Annotated in this window: 13 protein-coding genes; 3 read left to right on the forward strand and 10 right to left on the reverse strand. The window is 41.3% G+C overall.

Annotated features, from left to right (window positions below; translation table 11 throughout):
- Positions 1–40: 40 nt before the first annotated feature.
- On the forward strand, positions 41–2,629 hold the full coding sequence (gene acnD, locus AC1EU2_RS04430; RefSeq protein ID WP_480296781.1) for a Fe/S-dependent 2-methylisocitrate dehydratase AcnD: 2,589 nt from the start codon (positions 41–43) through the stop codon (positions 2,627–2,629).
- A gap of 38 nt (positions 2,630–2,667) precedes the next feature.
- Positions 2,668–3,861, forward strand: coding sequence for a 2-methylaconitate cis-trans isomerase PrpF (prpF, locus tag AC1EU2_RS04435; RefSeq protein ID WP_480296782.1), 1,194 nt, complete (start codon positions 2,668–2,670; stop codon positions 3,859–3,861).
- A gap of 49 nt (positions 3,862–3,910) precedes the next feature.
- Here prpF and AC1EU2_RS04440 read toward each other — a convergent pair whose 3' ends face one another.
- Both AC1EU2_RS04440 and pmbA read right to left on the reverse strand, forming a co-directional pair.
- Positions 3,911–5,104, reverse strand: coding sequence for an ankyrin repeat domain-containing protein (locus tag AC1EU2_RS04440; protein ID WP_480296783.1), 1,194 nt, complete (start codon positions 5,102–5,104; stop codon positions 3,911–3,913).
- Positions 5,105–5,223: 119 nt separating this feature from the next.
- Positions 5,224–6,567, reverse strand: a complete 1,344-nt coding sequence (pmbA, locus tag AC1EU2_RS04445; protein WP_480296784.1) for a metalloprotease PmbA — start codon at positions 6,565–6,567, stop codon at positions 5,224–5,226.
- 111 nt (positions 6,568–6,678) lie between these two features.
- On the opposite strand from pmbA, the gene yjgA reads away from it, so the two are divergent.
- Positions 6,679–7,206 (forward strand): ribosome biogenesis factor YjgA, encoded by a 528-nt coding sequence (gene yjgA, locus AC1EU2_RS04450; protein ID WP_480296785.1) that lies wholly within the window; start codon positions 6,679–6,681, stop codon positions 7,204–7,206.
- 52 nt (positions 7,207–7,258) lie between these two features.
- Here yjgA and AC1EU2_RS04455 read toward each other — a convergent pair whose 3' ends face one another.
- From AC1EU2_RS04455 to mreC, 8 genes are all read right to left on the reverse strand, one after another.
- Positions 7,259–10,174: a hypothetical protein gene (locus AC1EU2_RS04455; RefSeq protein WP_480296786.1), complete on the reverse strand. Its 2,916-nt coding sequence runs from the start codon at positions 10,172–10,174 to the stop codon at positions 7,259–7,261.
- Between the two features lie 209 nt (positions 10,175–10,383).
- Complete coding sequence (gene tldD / locus AC1EU2_RS04460) at positions 10,384–11,826, reverse strand: metalloprotease TldD (protein WP_480296787.1); 1,443 nt, start codon at positions 11,824–11,826, stop codon at positions 10,384–10,386.
- 42 nt (positions 11,827–11,868) lie between these two features.
- Complete coding sequence (locus AC1EU2_RS04465) at positions 11,869–12,699, reverse strand: carbon-nitrogen hydrolase family protein (RefSeq protein ID WP_480296788.1); 831 nt, start codon at positions 12,697–12,699, stop codon at positions 11,869–11,871.
- Positions 12,623–16,921, reverse strand: coding sequence for a YhdP family protein (locus tag AC1EU2_RS04470; protein ID WP_480296789.1), 4,299 nt, complete (start codon positions 16,919–16,921; stop codon positions 12,623–12,625). The genes AC1EU2_RS04465 and AC1EU2_RS04470 overlap by 77 nt, the downstream gene beginning before the upstream one ends.
- 169 nt (positions 16,922–17,090) lie before the next feature.
- Positions 17,091–18,554, reverse strand: coding sequence for a ribonuclease G (rng, locus tag AC1EU2_RS04475; RefSeq protein WP_480297077.1), 1,464 nt, complete (start codon positions 18,552–18,554; stop codon positions 17,091–17,093).
- A gap of 52 nt (positions 18,555–18,606) precedes the next feature.
- A complete protein-coding gene (locus AC1EU2_RS04480) occupies positions 18,607–19,182 on the reverse strand; it encodes a Maf family protein (protein ID WP_480296790.1) in 576 nt (191 codons plus the stop codon).
- A gap of 1 nt (position 19,183) precedes the next feature.
- Positions 19,184–19,672: a rod shape-determining protein MreD gene (gene mreD / locus AC1EU2_RS04485; RefSeq protein ID WP_480296791.1), complete on the reverse strand. Its 489-nt coding sequence runs from the start codon at positions 19,670–19,672 to the stop codon at positions 19,184–19,186.
- Entirely contained in the window at positions 19,669–20,520 is an 852-nt protein-coding gene (gene mreC / locus AC1EU2_RS04490) for a rod shape-determining protein MreC (RefSeq protein ID WP_480296792.1), read from the reverse strand. Before mreC ends, mreD begins: the two co-directional genes overlap by 4 nt.
- Positions 20,521–20,543 lie beyond the last annotated feature (23 nt).

Below are 20,543 nucleotides of genomic sequence, written 5' to 3' on the forward strand. Positions count from 1 at the left end.
CAACCTTAGATTGAGATAAACAACGTGTGTGGATAGACTCATGAACACCAATTACCGTAAATCTTTATCAAATACTCAACTTGATTATTTTGATACTGAGGCAGCCATCAACGACATTACGGCTGACGCTTATAAAAAGTTACCTTACACCTCAAAAATCTTAGCGGAACAATTAGTTCGTCGCTGTAATCCGGAAACCTTAACGGATTCACTTAAGCAGCTTATCGATCGCAAACAAGATCTCGACTTTCCTTGGTATCCTGCTCGTGTGGTATGTCACGATATTTTAGGTCAAACGGCCCTAGTCGATTTAGCGGGTTTACGTGATGCCATTGCAGAAAAAGGTGGTGATCCTTCACTGGTTAATCCTGTGGTTCCGACACAGTTGATTGTGGATCATTCTCTGGCTGTTGAAGCGCCAGGGTTTGACTCTGATGCATTTGAAAAAAATCGTGCTATTGAAGACCGACGTAATGAAGATCGTTTCCATTTCATTGAATGGACAAAAACTGCATTTAAAAATGTCGATGTGATCCCTGCTGGTAATGGCATTATGCATCAGATCAACTTGGAAAAAATGTCACCAGTAGTTCAAAACCGTGACGGCATTGCCTTTCCAGATACCTGTGTTGGCACAGACAGTCACACACCTCACGTTGATTCATTAGGCGTAATTGCACTCGGTGTTGGTGGTCTAGAAGCTGAAACGGTTATGCTTGGTCGCCCATCTATGATGCGCCTGCCGAACATTGTTGGCGTTAAGCTTTCAGGAAAACGCCAACCGGGTATCACTGCAACCGATATCGTATTAGCCTTAACTGAATTTTTACGTGAGCAACGTGTGGTATCGGCTTACCTTGAGTTCTTCGGGGAAGGCGCTCGTGCACTCACTATTGGTGATAGAGCCACAATTTCAAATATGACCCCAGAATTTGGTGCCTCTGCTGGTATGTTCTACATTGACGAGCAAACCATCGACTACTTAAAGCTGACTGGACGCGAACCAGAGCAAGTTGCTCTTGTTGAGCACTACGCAAAAACAACCGGCCTTTGGGCTGATGATATGGTTGAAGCGCAATACGAACGTGTACTTGAGTTTGATATCTCAGCCGTATGCCGCAATATGGCTGGGCCATCAAACCCTCATCGCCGTTTACCAACTTCCGATCTTGCAAGCCGTGGTATTGCCAAAGAATGGCAACAAGAAGATGGTTTAATGCCTGACGGTGCAGTGATCATTGCAGCGATTACGTCATGCACCAATACCAGTAACCCTCGTAATGTTGTTGCTGCTGGGTTGATAGCTAAAAAAGCCAATGAACTTGGCCTCGTTCGCAAACCTTGGGTTAAAACCTCTTTTGCTCCGGGTTCAAAAGTAGCGAAACTGTATCTTGAAGAAGCAGGTTTGCTGCCTGAGCTTGAGAAGCTTGGCTTCGGTATTGTCGGTTATGCCTGTACAACGTGTAACGGTATGAGCGGTGCATTAGATCCAAAAATTCAACAAGAAATCATCGACCGTGATCTTTATTCAACCGCAGTATTATCTGGTAACCGTAACTTCGATGGCCGAATTCACCCTTACGCCAAGCAAGCCTTCTTAGCGTCACCGCCGCTTATTGTTGCCTATGCAATTGCGGGAACCATGCGTTTTGATATTGAGCAAGATGCACTTGGTTTTGATGACAACGGTAACCCAATCACACTCAAAGATATCTGGCCTTCTGATGAAGAAATCGATGCCATTGTGCGTGACAGCGTGAAGCCTGAGCAATTCAAACAAATCTACATCAAGATGTTTGATTTGGGCGAAAACGCACAAGCACCTAGCCCGCTTTATGATTGGCGCCCACAGACCACTTACATCCGTCGCCCACCTTATTGGGAAGGCGCATTAGCGGGTGAGCGCACCATGAAAGGCATGCGCCCACTAGCTGTATTGGGTGACAACATTACGACCGACCATTTATCACCATCAAATGCGATTTTAGCTACTTCAGCAGCAGGTGAATATTTGGCGAAAATGGGGCTACCGGAAGAAGATTTTAACTCTTACGCAACCCACCGTGGCGACCACTTAACGGCGCAACGCGCTACGTTTGCTAATCCGAAGCTGCTTAACGAAATGTGCTTAGATGATGACGGTAACGTCATTCAGGGTTCTCTGGCTCGTCTTGAGCCTGAAGGCCAACAAATTCGTATGTGGGAAGCGATTGAAACCTATATGGATCGCAAACAACCATTGATTATCGTGGCGGGTGCCGATTATGGTCAAGGTTCATCACGCGACTGGGCGGCGAAAGGCGTACGCCTTGCTGGTGTTGAAGCCATTGCCGCTGAAGGTTTTGAGCGTATTCACCGCACGAACCTAGTCGGAATGGGTGTTCTGCCACTTGAATTTAAAGCTGGCACTACGCGTAAAACGCTTGAACTCGATGGTACTGAAACCTATGACGTCATCGGTGAACCTGCACCATTAGCAACGCTCACATTACGTGTGACTCGTAAGAATGGTGAGCAAGTTGATGTGCCAATGACATGCCGACTTGATACAGCTGAAGAAGTCTACGTTTACAGCGCCGGTGGTGTCTTACAACGCTTTGCTCAAGACTTTTTAGAAGCGAACACCTAAGTAATTCTGCCCTTCCTATGAATTAAGAGGGGCATTTTATGAGTAATAAGGAATTAACCATGACCTTTGCTCCACAAATTAAGGTTGCTGCGACTTACATGCGTGGCGGAACCAGTAAAGGCGTATTTTTTCGCTTACAAGATTTACCACAAGCTTGCCAAGTAGCCGGTGAAGCCCGTGACAACTTATTATTGCGAGTGATTGGCAGTCCAGACCCTTACGCTAAACAAACTGATGGCATGGGTGGCGCTACCTCAAGCACATCGAAAACCGTCATACTGTCCAAAGCCGACGATGGCAAACACGATGTTAATTACCTTTTCGGACAAGTCGCTATCGATAAAGCCTTTGTCGATTGGAGCGGTAACTGCGGCAACTTATCTTGCGCTGTTGGTGCCTTTGCCATTCATGCTGGCTTGGTTGATAAAAGTAAATTGCCTAAAGATGGTTTAGCCATCATCAACATTTGGCAACAAAACATTGGTAAGACCATCGTTGCGAAAGTGCCGATGACCAATGGTGAAGTACAAGAAACTGGTGATTTTGAATTAGATGGCGTGACCTTCCCCGCCGCTGAAATTGAACTTGAGTTTCTTGAGCCTGCAGACAAAAGTGCTAACTTGTTCCCAACGGGAAATCTAGTGGATGACTTGGAAGTACCAGATGTTGGCACCTTCAAAGCCACCATGATTAATTCCGGTATTCCAACGATTTTCGTCAATGCTGAAGACATTGGCTATCAAGGCACTGAATTACAAGATGACATCAATAATGATGATACCCAACTTGCTCGCTTTGAGAAAATTCGTGCTTACGGTGCACTAAAAATGGGATTGATTCGAAAATTAGAAGACGCTCAAACTCGTCAGCACACACCCAAAATTGCATTTGTAAGCCCACCTAAAGCTTACTCAGCGTCAAGCGGTAAACAAATCAACAATACCGATATTGATTTGTTAGTAAGAGCGATGTCGATGGGCAAACTTCACCATGCAATGATGGGGACTGCGGCGGTAGCGATTGGTACTGCAGCGGCAATTCCAGGAACTTTAGTGAACCACGCTGCGGGTGGTGGAGAAAAACAAAGTGTTAACTTCGGTCACCCTTCTGGCACGCTAAAGGTCGGCGCTGCAGCATCTTTAGAAAATGGTAAGTGGAGTGTTGATAAAGCGACCATGAGCCGCAGTGCACGTATTCTTATGGAAGGTTGGGTAAGAGTACCGTTTCAATAAAATAAAAATAGGGCTTTCAACCAAGCCCTATTTTAACCTCGCAATGCGTTTATGCTGCACCTGCTGCAGCTCCTCCACCAGCAGATTGACCACTTCCAGTAATGTTCATCATTAATGCATGTAGTGATTGATCGGCATTATTCAGTAATTTGGTGTTGGTTCCTGCAGTAACCAGTTTTCTCACGGCTTCAGGGTTATCCATTTTCGCTGAAATTTGTGCTGCTGTATTACCATTTTGATCTTGGGCATCTAATGCATCTTGATTGGCATGCTTTACTAGAAAATCCACAATATCATTATTCTTTTTCTCAGCAGCAAGGTGAAGCGGCGTTTTACCTGCATCGTTACGAATAAAAGCATTATCACCGACTGCTTTCATCATTGCTTGAACGGTGGACAAAGATCCGCTTTTCACGGCTAAATGGAGGGCATGATTACCATACTCATCAAGCTGTGAGGCTGGAAATCTCGGCGAACGTTTCGCTGCTAACTCCTCAGCAAGTTCGGGATTACCTTTAAGAGCGGTAATATGCAACACATTTCGTCCATGAACATCCAATTCATCTGGGTTTATATTTTTATCTTTCACTCTAAGGAGGTTATGTGCCGTATCAAACTTATTATGATTCACTGCATGGAATATAGGGCTCTTTTCTGCTCGATCAGATTGATGCTTAGCGAACTGTAATGCTTGCTCTTGCGACGCCTTTAACGTTTGCAAAGCTTGTTCCATACAGAATTCAGCCCAAGCAGGATTGTTACCTTGCTCTGGTAAAAACAATATTGTTGAACGAATAATATCGTCCATCGGAATTCTCTCATCTGAATCCGCTAACGCTTCATTGAAACGATTAAAGTTTTTCCGCATTCCCGTATAGACATGATTTTTTAAATCATCATCAGAATAACGCTTGAACTTAGATTTACTGTCATCAAACGCCGCCGACATAAACTCTTCAACTTGCGTTGATAATACTTTTTTGGCGGCGTCGGATATCGGCAATCTGTGTTGAATTTGAGAATGTAAGCGTTTCGCTTGCTGCTTGTAACTTTTAGTAAATGGGACATATTTATCTGATGCTTTAAATTCATCAATGGTCATCCCATTCAGGTCAAAATCGACCTCATCCAAGATCTCTCTTTCTAGAGTGGTTTGCTCAAGCTGGTGCGCATAGTCTTGCCGAGCTAAACGCTCAGATGCAGAAACTCTTGTCGCTGCATTAATGGCTGGCATTATTGGCATACATCAATACCTAGATTTAAAAGCTTAAAGTTTCAAATTAGGCGATTTTTCGAGCATTATCAATAAAGATTAATGAAGTTTAAGTAAAAAAAAGGCGCTATCTGCGCCTTTTCAATAAGTTAATTACCTGCAATTTGTAATTCGCTTAACAAGATTCCGCCTGTTCGAATTGAAGAGCGTAAATCTCTGTCTTTTGCCACGGCTTGAATATTGAGATACATATCTTTTAAATTTCCAGCAATGGTGATTTCTTCCACAGGATGAACAATCACACCGTTTTCAACATAAAAACCAGCAGCACCACGAGAGTAGTCTCCTGTCACTGGATTAACACCTTGTCCCATTAACTCTGTAACAATTAGACCTGTGCCCATTTGTTTAATAAGCTCATCGAACGTCTGACCGGTATGACTTAATGTCCAATTGTATATACCACCAGCGTGCCCTGTATTGTTCATACTGAGCTTACGAGCTGAGTAACTGGTGAGGAGATAGGTTTGTAACTCACCAGCACTGACTATTTTACGCTCTCTTGTCACCACACCTTCTGCATCGAAATTCGCACTGGCTAAGCCACCTAAAAGGTGTGGCTGTTCATCAATGGAAAACCACTCAGGGAACACTTGAGTATTCAATGAATCAAGTAAAAAACTAGACTTACGATATAAAGAACTACCACTGATAGCACCAACAAAATGACCAATAAACCCTGTCGCAATTTCTGGAGACAGTAATACGGGCAATTTGCCTGTTGGAATTTTACGAGCACCGAGTCGAGATACGGTTTTCTCAGCAGATTTTTCACCAATGATATCTGGAGAGACTAAATCAGAATATTTGCGAGCAACGGTGTAATCATAATCACGCTGCATACCGCCTTGCTCATCGGCACCAATGCTGACGCAGCTTAAGCTGTATCGAGAACTGCAGTATCCCTCTAAAAAGCCATGGCTATTGCCGTACACTTTAATACCCGTGTGTGCATTTGCGCTTGCACCATCTGAGGCTTTAATATTTTTATCGAACGCCAAAGCACTGGTTTCAGCTTCTATCGCTAACTCCGTCAGTTGCTCGGCACTTAACTCTTCAGGATAAAACAGTTGTAAGTCTGGATTTTCAGTGGCCATTAAATCCAAGTCTGCAAGGCCATGGCATGGATCACTGCTGGTAAATTTCGCAATACTATCAGCAGCTTTTACCGCTTTCTCAATCGCATCAGGAGATAAATCGGAGGTTGATGAGCTGCCCTTTTTACCATTACGATAAACCGTAATGCCAAGTGCACCATCTTTATTAAATTCGACCGTTTCAACTTCTTTCATACGAGTAGAAACCGATAAACCTTGCTGCTTACTGATGGCCATTTCTGCCGCATCAGTACCTAATTGCTTTGCATAATCTAATGCTGTTGATACAGCATTTTTTAAACTATCTAATTCTTTATCAATTTGATGTGATGCCACGAATCTGCTCTTTGGATATTTATTCTATTGATTGAAGTATATCACCGTTTGTGCCGAAATATTTCCTGACGTGATATCATATGGTCATTGAAGTTTATGAAATGAAATCTTATGAAAATTATTGATGAAGCTGAGTTAAATAAACAGCCTTATGATGACAACGATGATTATATTAGTCGTGGGCATTACAAAAAAGAAAGTGCAGATATTCAAAAGTTCGGTGAGCAACTTGCAGCATTGAGCATGAAACAAATTGATGCACTCGATTTTGATGAGTTTTTTTACGATAACCTAGTAAAACTGAAGACCATTAAACCGAAAACTGAAGCATATCGTCGCCACCAGCAATTTATTGGCAAATTGATGCGTGATATTGATTTAGATGAACTTCAGACAAAACTGAATCAAGTAAAAAACACCTTAGGTAATGAAAGCGTACAAGTCGCTAAATTCGAAAAGCTCCAAAAGCAATTACTTGAAGGTGGTGATTCAGCAATCTTTGAGCTTGTGTCTGAACATCCAAGTCTAGACCGCCAGAAACTGCGTCAATTGGTTAGAAAAGCGAATAAAGAACTAGAGAAAGGGTCTGAAGCTAAGACAGCGAGAGAATTGTTTAAATACTTGAGAAGTGAAATCTAACGAGACTCTGTGAAAATTTCGGGGTAGTTAAGAAATTGTCTCTTAATTGCCCTTATCGCTCAGAGAATTTTAAAGAAGATTTCTTTATTTTAATTATCGAGTTACATTTCGACAAAAGCTCTTTCAGATCATAAGTCCCTTTATCCGCTCGTTGCTCAAAGTCTTCAAGCCCACCTTCAATAGTAGCACTTAACTTAGAATCAACTTCAAACCTTCTTTGTTTGGCTGTTTTGATAGTTTTTATCCTAAATTCTCGCTTTTTTAAATGATTTTTCAGTAGCTCACAAGAATCTAATATGTAACATTCACTTGGCATTCTACCGTTGGAGGCTTTAAATAATTGAAGTAGATTTTCACAATAGAGTTTTAAGGCATTAGATTCTAGCTCAAAGCTGCTTTCAGTTCTGTCGTACCCTTTGACCAAGGCTAAATTTAGTAACCTCTTATACAAAAACAATTTTTCTTGAGGGTTTGAGCTATTCGAATATTTTTCTTTCAACAAAGAAAGCCCTAAATCTAAATGTTTTAAAAGAAGCTCTCTGGCCTCAAACTTTCCTCCTCTGAGAGCAAACATACAGCCATAAATTTCCATATCAGGAACAAATCCCTGTAATTGGAAACTATATTTAGCAAGCCTCTGATATGACACTCCCAATTGTTCCATCTCTTTATAGTCATCTTTACAAAGTCGGTGTAAAGCATTCACTCCCCATAAAAGTGCCTGTTGTTTAGAGCAATTATCAAAATCTAAAAAGGGTAGAATGAAATCGCAGTTTTTATGCAATTTATCTTGTAAAGCAATTAAGAAATCTCTTTCTTCCTTATCAATTTTAGTCCTTGAAACTTCAAGATGCTGTCTTGACACCATTTTAGCAACTTCCAAAGAATGTGTTAGGTGTTCCCACGTTTTTTCACTATCGACTTCAGCATCTGTAAGTCCTCTTTCAATCAAGTCAGAGCTTATGCAAAGTTGCACTCTCTGCCACTCTTCATCTTGCTTTACATCAATGCAACACAAGTGTTTAAGGACACTCATTAGTATTATTTCTGAATCATAAGCACGACTCATTTGAGCTAAAGACACTTTAACAATTTCTTTATGCAAAGCAGCTTTTACAGCATCCTGTTCTTCTCTCGCAAAAGGTTTCACAGCTTTTGGGTTTAATAGATACCAATAAAGTAACTGTTGTTCATTTATGACAGACTTCGGAACCTCCAGTAAAACTTGCTTTCCTTGAACTTCAATAGTTTTCGCCGTAAGTCTTTCTTGTTTTTCCATGCATGTCTTTTTTGTATACTCATCAAATTCACTTAGCTCAATAATATGACCCAACCATAGTTCTCGCTGTGAATCATCAGTCGCCTTTTCTGCTTGAAGTAAACATTCTGTCAAAACGGATTGATACTTTTGTTCCAAAAAATACTCATCAGTTTGCAAACCAGCCCTCTTTGCAACCATCATGAGTTGACAACCTAAAACTGAAAATTCTAAAAATTCCTTTTCAGGGTAACGCTCTGCCATATATTGCCCAAGTTTTAAGTATGCTTGATTCACCTTAATTCGAGCTTTTGAGCTCTTTTCTTTTTCTAAGTTTTCAATGGTACATTTTAGGTTCCAAATTAATAGCTGTTGCGTTAACTCAAGTTCTTGTGCCTTGGCAATCTGTTCCTTTGTATAATTATTACTTGAAAAAGTTACCTTAAATCTATGAAAATCAATATCTGAGTTCTTATAACCAGATAGAGTCATAGCTACGTTTAGCCAATATATACATTCTTCGTATTCATACGTTACATCGCTATTTCCAATTGCAATTTCAAGAGCAGCTAAAACCCGCTCATCAACATTTTGCTCTATGAGTTTTTTACTCTTGGTACATCCAAGCTTTTCTGCTTTATGCCAGTTTTTAAAAGCTAAGACTTGTTTATTTTCAGAGTCAGTTAACGATTTATCAGAATTGAAATAAATACAACCCAAAGCAAAATAACAAGCTTGTAACTGCTTAGATATATCATCTGAAACGGCTAGCTTTTGCTCCGCAAGTTCGAATATTGATATAAACCAATTTAATACATCTACATTAGAAGGTGCTGAAGTAAGAGTAGGCAACTCTGCTTTAACTTTTCGTAATTCAGTTTCGTATTGCTTTGCTTTGCTAAAGGCTATATCCAACTCTCTTCTATTCTTAACATGCTCAAAACTCAACCTATAAAACTTTACATTAGATAGTTCAGATGAGCCCCTGTAGCTATTTTCATGAATACTCAGCGACATTAAACATTCACGTTTACTTGCACTCAATTTAGCGGGTGTAGAGTCCAAGCTTGTAGGCAGTGATTTTGTTGAGTCAATATGGGGAATATCAAATGGTAATGAATTGTTTACTAAAGAGTCTTTTGACAACCCCGTAGTGGCTGAACTTACATTTGATGAAATAGAATTAGAGCATTCACCATGTGAATTAGCTCCATCATGAAAACTTCCTAACAAACTCGCCAAAGGGGGTTGACTTATAGAGCTAGTCCTTGAGGAGTCAGATGGTCTATAGTCACTCGATGATGTAGCATCGTCTGCTTTTGCAACTTCTTCTACTGCAATAGATTCGCTTTCGAAAATATCATGATCAGCTTCAGAGTGTAGTTTTATAATAGGCTGAGCTACACGAAATCTTGAAATTATACTCCAACCTATCTTGCTCTGGGTGAGAGCCTGAACCGATTTGATTATTGTTTGCTTTGCTTCTTTCCTTAAAAACTCTAAATCAAAATCTTTGCTATTACTAAAACAAACAACCTCAGCAACTCTCCAATCTTTAAACTTAAATTGGAATTCTACTTCTCCTCCATCATTTGCTTTAAAAGATACACTGCCCTGATAATCTTTTTCAAGATTATCACCTGTTCCTAATTTTAGTCCTGCTGCACTAAAAGAAGAAATCGAGCTTAAATCAGTTTTAACTTTCGCCATAAAGCCTCAAGAAAGAACAAGCTAGAACATTTAAGAAAATTAAACCTATTAATTAACAGTTTAGATGAGAACAATTATTGAACGATAGAGATTCAAACTAAAGATTGCACGCTATATGAACAATGTTTAAGCTAGGGAAAATGTTGATGCTTTAAAGAAAAGAACAAAAAAAGCATCAACATAGATTTGAAGAGTTGAAAAAAGAAAAGTTAAGCTGTTCCACCTACAGTTAAACGATCTAGCTTCAGCGTAGGCTGGCCAACGCCCACAGGGACACTTTGACCATCTTTACCACAGACGCCAACACCTTTATCGAGGGTTAAGTCATTGCCTACCATACTGATTTGGCTCATAGCTTCAGGGCCGTTACCAATTAATGTTGCGCCTTTTACTGCTTGGGTGATCTCACCCTTTTCAATGAGGTAGGCTTCAGAAGCTGAAAAGACAAATTTGCCCGAAGTAATGTCCACTTGTCCGCCACCAAAATTAGGTGCATAAACACCGCTTTCAACAGACTTGATAATCTCCTGCGGATCAGATCCCCCCGCTTTCATGTAGGTATTCGTCATACGTGGCATCGGTAAATGCGCATAAGACTCACGACGACCATTCCCCGTTGATTTTTCTCCCATCAGGCGAGCATTGAGCTTATCTTGCATATAACCTTTAAGGATACCGTCTTCAATTAACGTCGTTTGCTGTGTAGGTGTACCTTCATCATCAATAGACAATGAGCCGCGGCGATTTACCATGGTGCCATCATCAATTACAGTCACTAAAGTTGAAGCGACTTGCTCACCAATACGACCACTAAACGCACTGGAACCTTTACGGTTAAAGTCACCTTCTAACCCATGCCCTACTGCCTCATGTAGTAATACACCAGGCCAACCGCTACCTAGTACGACGGTCATTTCACCAGCCGGAGCATCGATGGCATTAATGTTCACTTGTGCTTGACGAACCGCTTCTCGTGCAAACTGGAAACACATTGGTAAGCCATCATCAGCACTCGCCATCAACACACTGTAATCATGACGACCACCGCCACCAGAACCGCCACGTTCACGTTTACCATTTTCTTCAAGAATCACACTGCAATTAAAACGAACGAGTGGGCGAATATCGGCACTCAATGTTCCATCTGTCGCAGTTACTAGCACTTCCTCATGCACACCAGACAGACTCACCACAACTTGTGAAATCCGGCTATCAAGGCTGCGAATATACGCATCTGCTTGCTTGAGTAACTCGATTTTAGGCGTTTCGGCCATAGCAGCAATCGGATCATCTGCGGTATAAAGTGATTTAACTTTGCTTGCTTTGGCCACCTGAACTTGTGTTTCTCCACCGGCAGCGGCAATACCACGAGCAGCTAGGGCTGCAGATTCAAGTGCATCAGCGGTAATGTCGTCAGAATAGGCAAAACCCGTTTTCTCACCAGCAATGGCTCTAACGCCTACGCCGCTTTCGATGTGAAAGCTGCCTTCTTTGATAATGCCATCTTCCAGCACCCATGATTCATGACGGCTACCTTGAAAATACAGATCAGCAAAATCAATGTTGTGCTGATGAATCAATTTTAGGTAATGGTCTAAACCATCCAGACTCAGTTGATCACCGAGTAAACTTTTGCCCACTTGGGTTAACATCAAATTCAGTTCTCTTTTTATGATCTTAAACGATCGAATTATTTACTTTAGTGTAGGTGACTCAAAACGTTTTTGAGTCGTGATTGGCATTTGCTGCCTTACTAATTCTAATTGTGCCATATCAGGCGTAGCTTGTATCCAGCCTGTACCTTCTGGCTTTTGGGCGATAATCTCTCCCCAAGGATCAACAATCATACTTTGCCCCCAAGTTTCTCTTCGACCAGAGGCATGCTGTCCCCACTGTGCCGCCGCTAAAATATAGCTCTGAGTTTCAATGGCTCTTGCCTGCAACAATACTTGCCAATGCACTTTACCAGTCACTTTAGTAAAAGCCGATGGCAACGCAATGAACTCAGCCCCCTTTGCACGCAACGCTTGGAACAGTTCAGGAAAGCGTAAATCATAGCAAATTGCGAGCCCTATTTTACCAAAAGGTGTCTCAACTACAGTAACTCTTTCACCTGGACAAAAGGTATCACTCTCGCGATAGGTTTTCGTACCGTCGGCAACATCGACATCAAATAAATGGATTTTGTCATAGCTGCCAAGCACTTCACCTTGATGACTGAAAAAATAACAACGACTGTATACTCGATTGTGAAGCGCTTTTTCAGGGATAGAGCCTGCAATTAAATAAACATCATATTCTTTAGCGATATTAGCCAAGGCCTGCTTTAAAGGGTTTTCAGACCCATCACCTAAAGCAGCCAGCTGCATGCTCTCATGCCCACCAAATAATAAGACACATTCAGGTAAGACGACGAGCTGTGGTTCATCTTTGATTCGGGGTAACAACTCAAGCTGCGAGCGAATAAAGCTCAGGTTTTCCTGAACATCTTTGCTGCTTTGGCATTGCAATAGACTGATCTGCATAACGATACCCTCTCAGATAACTGATGTTCTGTTGTTGATTTTCTTCCAAAGGAATGTTGTTTGGGGATGTATTTTCTTTTTGTTCTTTACCGTTTTCAGCCTCCTTAATGGATGGCTGAAGAGGAGCGATATTCAGAATATTTTCTTTTGGCATAGCTTTGGATTCTTTCTTTTCAGACTGTTGATTCGAGTTATCGGCATCCAAACGACCCGTTTTTGCTCCCTCTAATTTAGTCTGCTTTTTCGCCTCATTTTCTTGTTTTTTCTTTAAGGCTTCTGGATAAGCTTTCTTTAAAACGGCTTCTGGAATTTCTATTTCTTTACTCTTACGTTCTAGCTCTTCCAGTTTTGGCTTAGTCATCGTCCCTGTTAGCCTAAAGCGAATTTCTGAAATCACCTCAATTACAGGTTCAAGAACCTTAGTGAGAGCAAAGGCGCCAATGCCTAACGTCCAAGCACTGGTACTGAGCAGTACCACCGTCGGAACACTAGAAGCCAACTTAGGTGAAAAGCGAATGTCGTAATTCAAGCTTTGTTGCATTAAGTCTGTATAACCACGCACTTTCATTGTGCCTGCTACCGCATCCATATTAGTATTCGTCGTTTTTACAACACCATCGTCTATTCTGAGATCGCCCTTAAACGTATTGTAATAAAGCCCTTTACCAAACACGTCTGAGAAATCAAAAGACAGTTTTCGTAGCAATGAATCTAAACTAAACAAAGAGAAGATCCGCGCCCCTTTGTCACTGACTTCTGATAAGTGACCTTTGTTTAATTTAAAATGAACATCACCATTAAGTCGACTTACATGAAAGTCATACGGTGCACCTTGCCACCTGAGTTTGAAGTCACCATTTAACTCTGAATCTCGAATACCAGGGTCAACATTAAATTGCTTTGCTAAGTCATCAAATTTGTTTGCATGAATTTTGAAGTGCATTTGCGTTGCATCAGTATCACTATTGTCTTTCGCAAACCATGTGCCTGTGCTGGTAATTTTAGTGTCTGGCGTTGCCAGAGTTAAACTTTCTACTTGGTAATCCTGACCGACTTTTCGCCCTTGGAAATTAATACTCCCAAGTTTATAGCCCATAAATGAAAAATCAGATGCTGTAAGCTCAATAGGTGGTATCACATCTAAGACTTCTGAGTTCTTTTTAATATCAATGGCAGGTATCACGTTCAGATTTTCAGAATCAACGGTCTCATCAAGCTTATTTAACTCATCATCAGCAAATAGATATAGCTTTTCTGCGGTTATCTTAATGCCTTGTTGTTCCCAGTCAGGATAAAAGTCAACTTGGCCTTTAAACTCATCCGAGTCAGCATTAAGTTGCCAAGTATTGTAGATTTTTCGTCCAGTCATGGAGAGCTGCTTTAAAGGTTGCCCAAAAACATTGAGTTCATCAGCTTTGACGACTAATTGATTCAAAGGCGGGAAAAAGCCATCACTCGACGCTTCATTATTTCTTTTGGCAGTAGTTTGCTCATTGCCTTTTTTTGATGTCGCAAAGCTATCTAGAATCGGTAACCAATCATTGAGGTTTGTTTGTCCCACATCCATATACAAATGACCATCATTCGTCATTAAACGATCACCCGGCTTAAACAAACGACCAATCATTAAATCGTAAGACTTCAGCTTATCGCCTGTCTTTGGATCTAACTGTCCCCAAAACTCAAACTGGCTACCTAACTTAAAACCTAATGTCGCATTGTCATTATTACTGACAAACTCAGCTTGAAACAGTCGTCGTTCATCCTTTTTCTTTAGGAAGTGATCTGGCAAATTAAGCTGAGTACCTAACAAATCTGAGTGAACATTGGCTTGTAAACTATAACCAGAGTCGTTGAACAAAACCTTTAATTTGCCTTTCCAATCTGCATTACCACGGTAGTATTCTTGCATTGGATTATTTAATGTTACTGGCAGTTTGTCTAAATTCCATTGTCCATCTAAGTTGACCACCAACTTAGTACCCGAGTGCATTGGCCCAGTATCAAATGAAAACTGCAAAGGTTGTTCAAATAGTTTGGCAGTGACATTGTCACCTTCGACGACATCATTATGAAATCGGATTTTCCCAGTTACCTTGACTAAATCAATCCCAGGCTTTGATACATAAACAGGATTATTCTTGAGTTCGACCTGGCCACGAATATTTTCTTTTCCACCTTCATAGAGTGGAATATTAAGATCTAATGTACCTTTGATTGGCCCATTAACTTGAACAACTTTGAGCACTTCACCAACGGAATCCGACAGCGCTGAAGACTGTAATACTTCCGTTGCATCTTCACCTTTCGTATCAAGCTCAGCCTGAACACCAAGCTCAGCTTTTTCATCTAAAGTAGGAATAAATACGTGGGCACCGTCTGCATTAACATGTACCAACTTGCCCTTATTCACCCATAAATCCATGCGTTCATTCTGAAACAAGGCATTCAAATCAAGCTGAGTTATTGCAGGCCAGTTCGGTTGAAAACGGAATTTACCTTCTTTTAACTTAAATCCTGCTTGGAAAATACCTTCATGACCTGCATAAGGAAAATCACTGAAATTACCATTCCAAACTACATTGGCTTGAGGCACTTTACCCGCTTTTAACGCCGATGCTAGATAATCACTTAAATCGTGACCCATCGCTTCAACAGGGAAATAAAGATGTGCCTTACTGACGTCTTTAATATTAACGGATGCCGCTAGCGACATACTGGTTTGCAACTTAAAATCGAGTAACGCTTTGGCATTGAGAACGATATCTGAATTACTAAAATTCAATTCAGGTATTTGTAACTGTAAAGAATCAAAATTGAAACTGGCATTTATCGGCTTACCATTGAACAATAATGGTTTTACAAACATACCACCGAAATCAATTTTATAGTTTTGACTTGGTAACTTAGCTGTTAATTCAGAACCTTGAAGCTCAATATCGGCACTCACTGGACTGCTACCTGGTATGCCTTTAAAAGCACTCCAAGATAACTGCTTAATGTTAGATTTAACATCAAGCCCTTTGTCCGCAGAATAATTTAAGTTGATAGGACCAACTTGGCCTTGCGGTGATAACGAATGCCATTGACTGAGCGTATGCTCGTCTAATAACGGATAAAGAGGCAATAATGGCTCAAGGGCGGCAACATCAATGGTCGATAAACGTGAACTAAAATGACCAAACTGGTAATCTGCATCAAGATAAAAATCCTTCCAAGGCTTGCCATTACTCACAAGTTCAAAATCTTGGCTACGGACACGCCATCGACTCGACTCATCATGTTTCCATGCCAGCAAGCCCTTGTTAATTTCGAACTTTTGCTCATGATTACCTAAGCCCCATTGGAGCCAACTTGGAGAAAAGCTGACTAACGCCGATTGCCATTTTCTCAACGAAAAATCAGCCCAAGCTTGTAAGTTCACCACACCTTGCATGTGGGGGGCATTAACATCTTTGTTCATCGCCTTATGACGAGCACTCCACTGGCCGATATCTAAGGAGTTAGCAGCCAAATATGCATGCCCTTTTACCGTGATAGGTTCATAACCATCACCAGTAAAGCGAAACTTTAACTGTAAATATTCATTCGCAGCTTTTGTACTGTCGAGTAATAATTGTCCCTGACCTTGATGCAACTCGCCTTGATTGAGCCAATGGAAATTTTGTAAATGGATAGGACGAAAATCATGTTTCTGGCTCAAGATTTTTACTTGAATGTTTGACAATGAATACTGATTAAGTTGCTCAAGTAACAAGCCATAAAGCCAATCTAAACTTTCAGGCTCATCACGTGCGTGAGCAACCTCTGCATCGTCAATTTTCTCGCTAGGTTGAGTGAGTCTATCAAGATCAAGTTTAACGTTAACACCATCGACTCTCACATTTTCAATTTGTGGCGATAACGTCAGTAACGTCTGCCAAAAGTCGAGTTTAAATTCCACTTGTTTCAGATCTATCGCAACCGGTAAATGTTTTTGCTCTGGTAAGACTAAATTATCTACGGTAACAACTGGACCATAGGCTTGCCAATGAGCAGAGATTTCACCCACTTGCGCTTTAATTTGATACTCAGCATCAACAAAACTAACGAGCTCTTGGCGAACACTGTCTAAGTGTGGCAATAAGCCACGAATCAAACTGACTGCTAACGCAAACAACACTAAAAATGTCGCTAGTAACTTCCAGCAAAACCGTCCTAGTTTTGAAAGGCTGAAAGTCATAAGTACCTGACCATGAGTTTATTCAGACTTATGTCGATCAGATTAAGTGCAGCACAAGGCGTAACAAAGAGCGCATAGCCGTAGCTATGTAACCGAAGTTGCAACGCCGTAGAGCACTGAAAATGGACGACAGAAAATGTAAGATAATTTGTGGTCAGATACTTGTTCACTAGATCATCACCACATCATATTTATTTTGCGCATACATAGGCTCAACTTGAATACGAATACGTTTGTCGACGTACACTTCAAGCTCTGCAACTAAATGGCTTTCATCGCCTGACAAGCTGTTATGTACCGCAGGAGAACTGTAAATGATAAATTCATCTGCACTATAAGCGCGATTTAAACGAATCACTTCACGGAAAAGCTCATAAGAAACCGTTTCTACCGTCTTCATACTGCCCACACCATGACAAACAGGGCATTCTTCACATAACACATGCTCTAAGCTTTCACGTGTGCGTTTACGGGTCATTTCCACCAAGCCCAAGCCAGAAAAGTCGCTGACGCCCGTTTTAACTCGGTCATTTTCTAGGGCTTTATTGAGGCTGTGTAAAACCCGCTGTTTATGATCATCATTGAGCATATCAATAAAGTCGATGATGATGATGCCACCCAAGTTTCTCAACCTAAGCTGATGAGCAATTGCTTTTGTTGCTTCTAAATTGGTATTAAAAATTGTCTCTTCGAGGTTTCTATGACCAACAAATGCCCCTGTATTGATATCAATCGTTGTCATGGCTTCCGTTTGATCGATGATCAAATACCCCCCTGACTTCAAATCAACTTTTCGCTCTAATGCACGCTGAATTTCATTCTCAATATCGTACAATTCAAAGATCGGTGAGGGTCCAGTGAAGTGCTCAATTTTGTTGGCAATTTCAGGCATAAACTCATCAGCAAACTGGGTGAGTTCCTCAAATGTTGTTTGCGAATCGACTTGTACTCTATCAAGATCAGTGCCCGCAAAATCCCGCACTATGCGAACTTGCAATGGCAAATCTTGATACAACAAACATGCCCCTTTTCGGCGACGACGCTCGATTACTTTCCCCCAAACTCGCCTTAAAAATGCAGCATCCTGTTTTATTTCATCTTCACCTACGCCTTCAGCAGCAGTGCGAATAATAAAACCACCATCTTCATCAACAAATGGTTCAGCAATGGATTTCAAGCGGTCACGCTCACTCTCATCAATACGCTGAGAAACGCCAACGTGGCTGGCTCCTGGCATAAAGACTAAGTAACGAGAAGGTAACGTAATATCTGTTGTTAAACGAGCGCCTTTGGTGCCCAGTGGATCTTTAACCACTTGTACCATAATGTATTGGCCTTGCTTAACCAATTCAGCAATATCGCGAACGACAAAGTTACCCTTTTCATTTTCACCGACGCACTCGGTATGAGGCACAATATCTGATGCGTGAAGAAATGCGGCTTTATCCAAACCAATATCAACAAAGGCGGCTTGCATGCCAGGCAATACTCGACTGATTTTTCCTTTGTAAATATTGCCAACTAATCCGCGCTTCATCCTGCGCTCAACATGAACTTCCTGCAAAGAGCCATGCTCAACCAAAGCCACCCTGGCTTCAGTTGGAGTAACGTTAATGAGCAGTTCCGAGCCCATTTTACTGCTTGCTTTTTGTCTTGCGCTTTGGTTCATGTAAACCGCCTAAGCTCTATTTGAACGCAGTTAATAATTTTTTAGTTGTGGCCAATGGCAGGCCAACTACTGCGGAATAATCACCTTGAATGGACTTAACAAATGTACCACCGATGCCTTGAATACCGTAAGCACCCGCTTTATCCATCGGCTCTTTAGTATTCACATAAGCTACAATATCTTGATGCGTCAAATTTGAAAAGTTAACTTGTGTTTCAACACATTCTACTGATGTTTTATTTTCAGAAACCAATGCTACAGCCGTCATCACTTTATGAGTTTGACCGGATAGTACTGATAATATTTCAATTGCATGCTCGATATTTTTAGGTTTTCCTAAAATAACTTCCCCAAGCACGACAATCGTATCTGAGCCTAGGACCACTGCATCGGTTTCTGCGACTAGTCGCAGACCTTCTTGAGCTTTCTCTAAAGCCAAACGTTTTACGAAAACATCAGCGGCCTCATTATCATACTGACTTTCATCAATATTAGGGGCAACACACTTGAAACCTTGCTGTGGTTCAAGCTGCAATAATTGCCCGAGCAACTCTTTGCGCCTCGGAGACGTTGAGGCCAATACTAAATTCATATCAATTCACTTTATACTTCAAGGCAATCCTTCGAATCACCCAATAGGCCCAACGCCAAAAAACCACGCCAATGATGGCTGGATAAAATAATGAAAAATCAAAAACCGCATTACCGAGAATAAACTCTACCCAAAACACAATCAGGTGATAAATGATCATAATCACCATGACTACCAACGCTTGTTGCCATCTTGGGAAGTTCACTAAACGTTGCTGATAAAACAACACTAAATAAATACAAACTGAAAATGCGAGCGCTCGAATACCGAGGGTGGCTCCTAAGAGAACATCAAGCAGTACACCGAGAACAAAAGCTGTGAGTACGCCATAACGATGTGGTCTATGTAGCGCCCAACAAATCATGACCAGCAATAACCAATCAGGACGCCACTGTTCAACCACTTCAGGTATTGGCATCAACTGTAAAACCATTGCTGCAAGAAACGTTAGCCAAGCAAAAAATCGCCCCGTCGCCGTATCATATATCATTGTTTCTCCTCCATACTGTTAGAAGTTGAAACCGTTTTATTACCCGGCCAAATTAATAACACATACCGAATGCGATCTAATGCAGCTAAGGGTTGAGCCAATACCTGTGCATAGTTTTGCCCAGCATTTTTTTCAACTGTTGTGACTCGAGCTACTGGGTACCCTTCAGGGAAACGATGTCCTAAACCTGAAGTAACTAACAAGTCACCCACTCGCACATCGGTACTTTTAGCCACGTGTTTAAGCTCAATCACATCGAGCTCACCAGTACCGTTCGCAATCAAACGCACATCATTACGAGTAATTCTGACCGGAATGCCGTGAGTCGTGTCAGACAGCAATAGCACTCGACTGGTAAATTTATCAACTTGAACGACCTGACCAACTACACCTTGACCATCAATGACAGGTTGACCGATAAATACACCATCATCACTGCCATTATTGAGCACCACATATTGGTGAAATGGATCATTGGCAACCTCTATCACCTCAGCCACTTTTTTTTGTGTATCCATACGGATAGGCGATTTAAGCAACATTCTCAGCCGCTCATTTTCCTGATACAGATGCTCATAACGTTGTAGTCGTTCACTCATCATCAACTGCTGCCGTAAAAGCTGTTTATTTTGCTTTTCCAGCATGTCACGTGTAGCAATGCTTTCTGCTGAGTAATCAAGTACTTTACCAGGGACGCTAGCAAGATATTGTAAGGGCGTAAGTAAGGTTGAAAGTGAGTTTCTGAGTGGTTCTAACAGATGGTTAGAACCAATCAACATGATCGATAATACGACGGCAATAAGCAGTCGTGTTTGATGTGAGATTCCACGAACAAAAATAGGCTTCATAAGCGCAAGGCGGCATCAAACCG

The organism is Parashewanella sp. 2304DJ23-3, assembly GCF_056591695.1.

What these genes read in the sequence shown, in the direction of transcription:
- tldD (WP_480296787.1), bottom strand. Translation starts at nt 11,826, where the DNA reads ATGTTAACCCAAGTGGGCAAAAGTTTACTCGGTGATCAACTGAGTCTG.
- rng (WP_480297077.1), bottom strand. Translation starts at nt 18,554, where the DNA reads ATGGGCTCGGAACTGCTCATTAACGTTACTCCAACTGAAGCCAGGGTG.
- AC1EU2_RS04455 (WP_480296786.1), bottom strand. Translation starts at nt 10,174, where the DNA reads ATGGCGAAAGTTAAAACTGATTTAAGCTCGATTTCTTCTTTTAGTGCA.
- AC1EU2_RS04440 (WP_480296783.1), bottom strand. Translation starts at nt 5,104, where the DNA reads ATGCCAATAATGCCAGCCATTAATGCAGCGACAAGAGTTTCTGCATCT.
- mreC (WP_480296792.1), bottom strand. Translation starts at nt 20,520, where the DNA reads ATGAAGCCTATTTTTGTTCGTGGAATCTCACATCAAACACGACTGCTT.
- prpF (WP_480296782.1), top strand. Translation starts at nt 2,668, where the DNA reads ATGAGTAATAAGGAATTAACCATGACCTTTGCTCCACAAATTAAGGTT.
- AC1EU2_RS04470 (WP_480296789.1), bottom strand. Translation starts at nt 16,921, where the DNA reads ATGACTTTCAGCCTTTCAAAACTAGGACGGTTTTGCTGGAAGTTACTA.
- AC1EU2_RS04465 (WP_480296788.1), bottom strand. Translation starts at nt 12,699, where the DNA reads ATGCAGATCAGTCTATTGCAATGCCAAAGCAGCAAAGATGTTCAGGAA.
- yjgA (WP_480296785.1), top strand. Translation starts at nt 6,679, where the DNA reads ATGAAAATTATTGATGAAGCTGAGTTAAATAAACAGCCTTATGATGAC.
- AC1EU2_RS04480 (WP_480296790.1), bottom strand. Translation starts at nt 19,182, where the DNA reads ATGAATTTAGTATTGGCCTCAACGTCTCCGAGGCGCAAAGAGTTGCTC.
- acnD (WP_480296781.1), top strand. Translation starts at nt 41, where the DNA reads ATGAACACCAATTACCGTAAATCTTTATCAAATACTCAACTTGATTAT.
- mreD (WP_480296791.1), bottom strand. Translation starts at nt 19,672, where the DNA reads ATGATATATGATACGGCGACGGGGCGATTTTTTGCTTGGCTAACGTTT.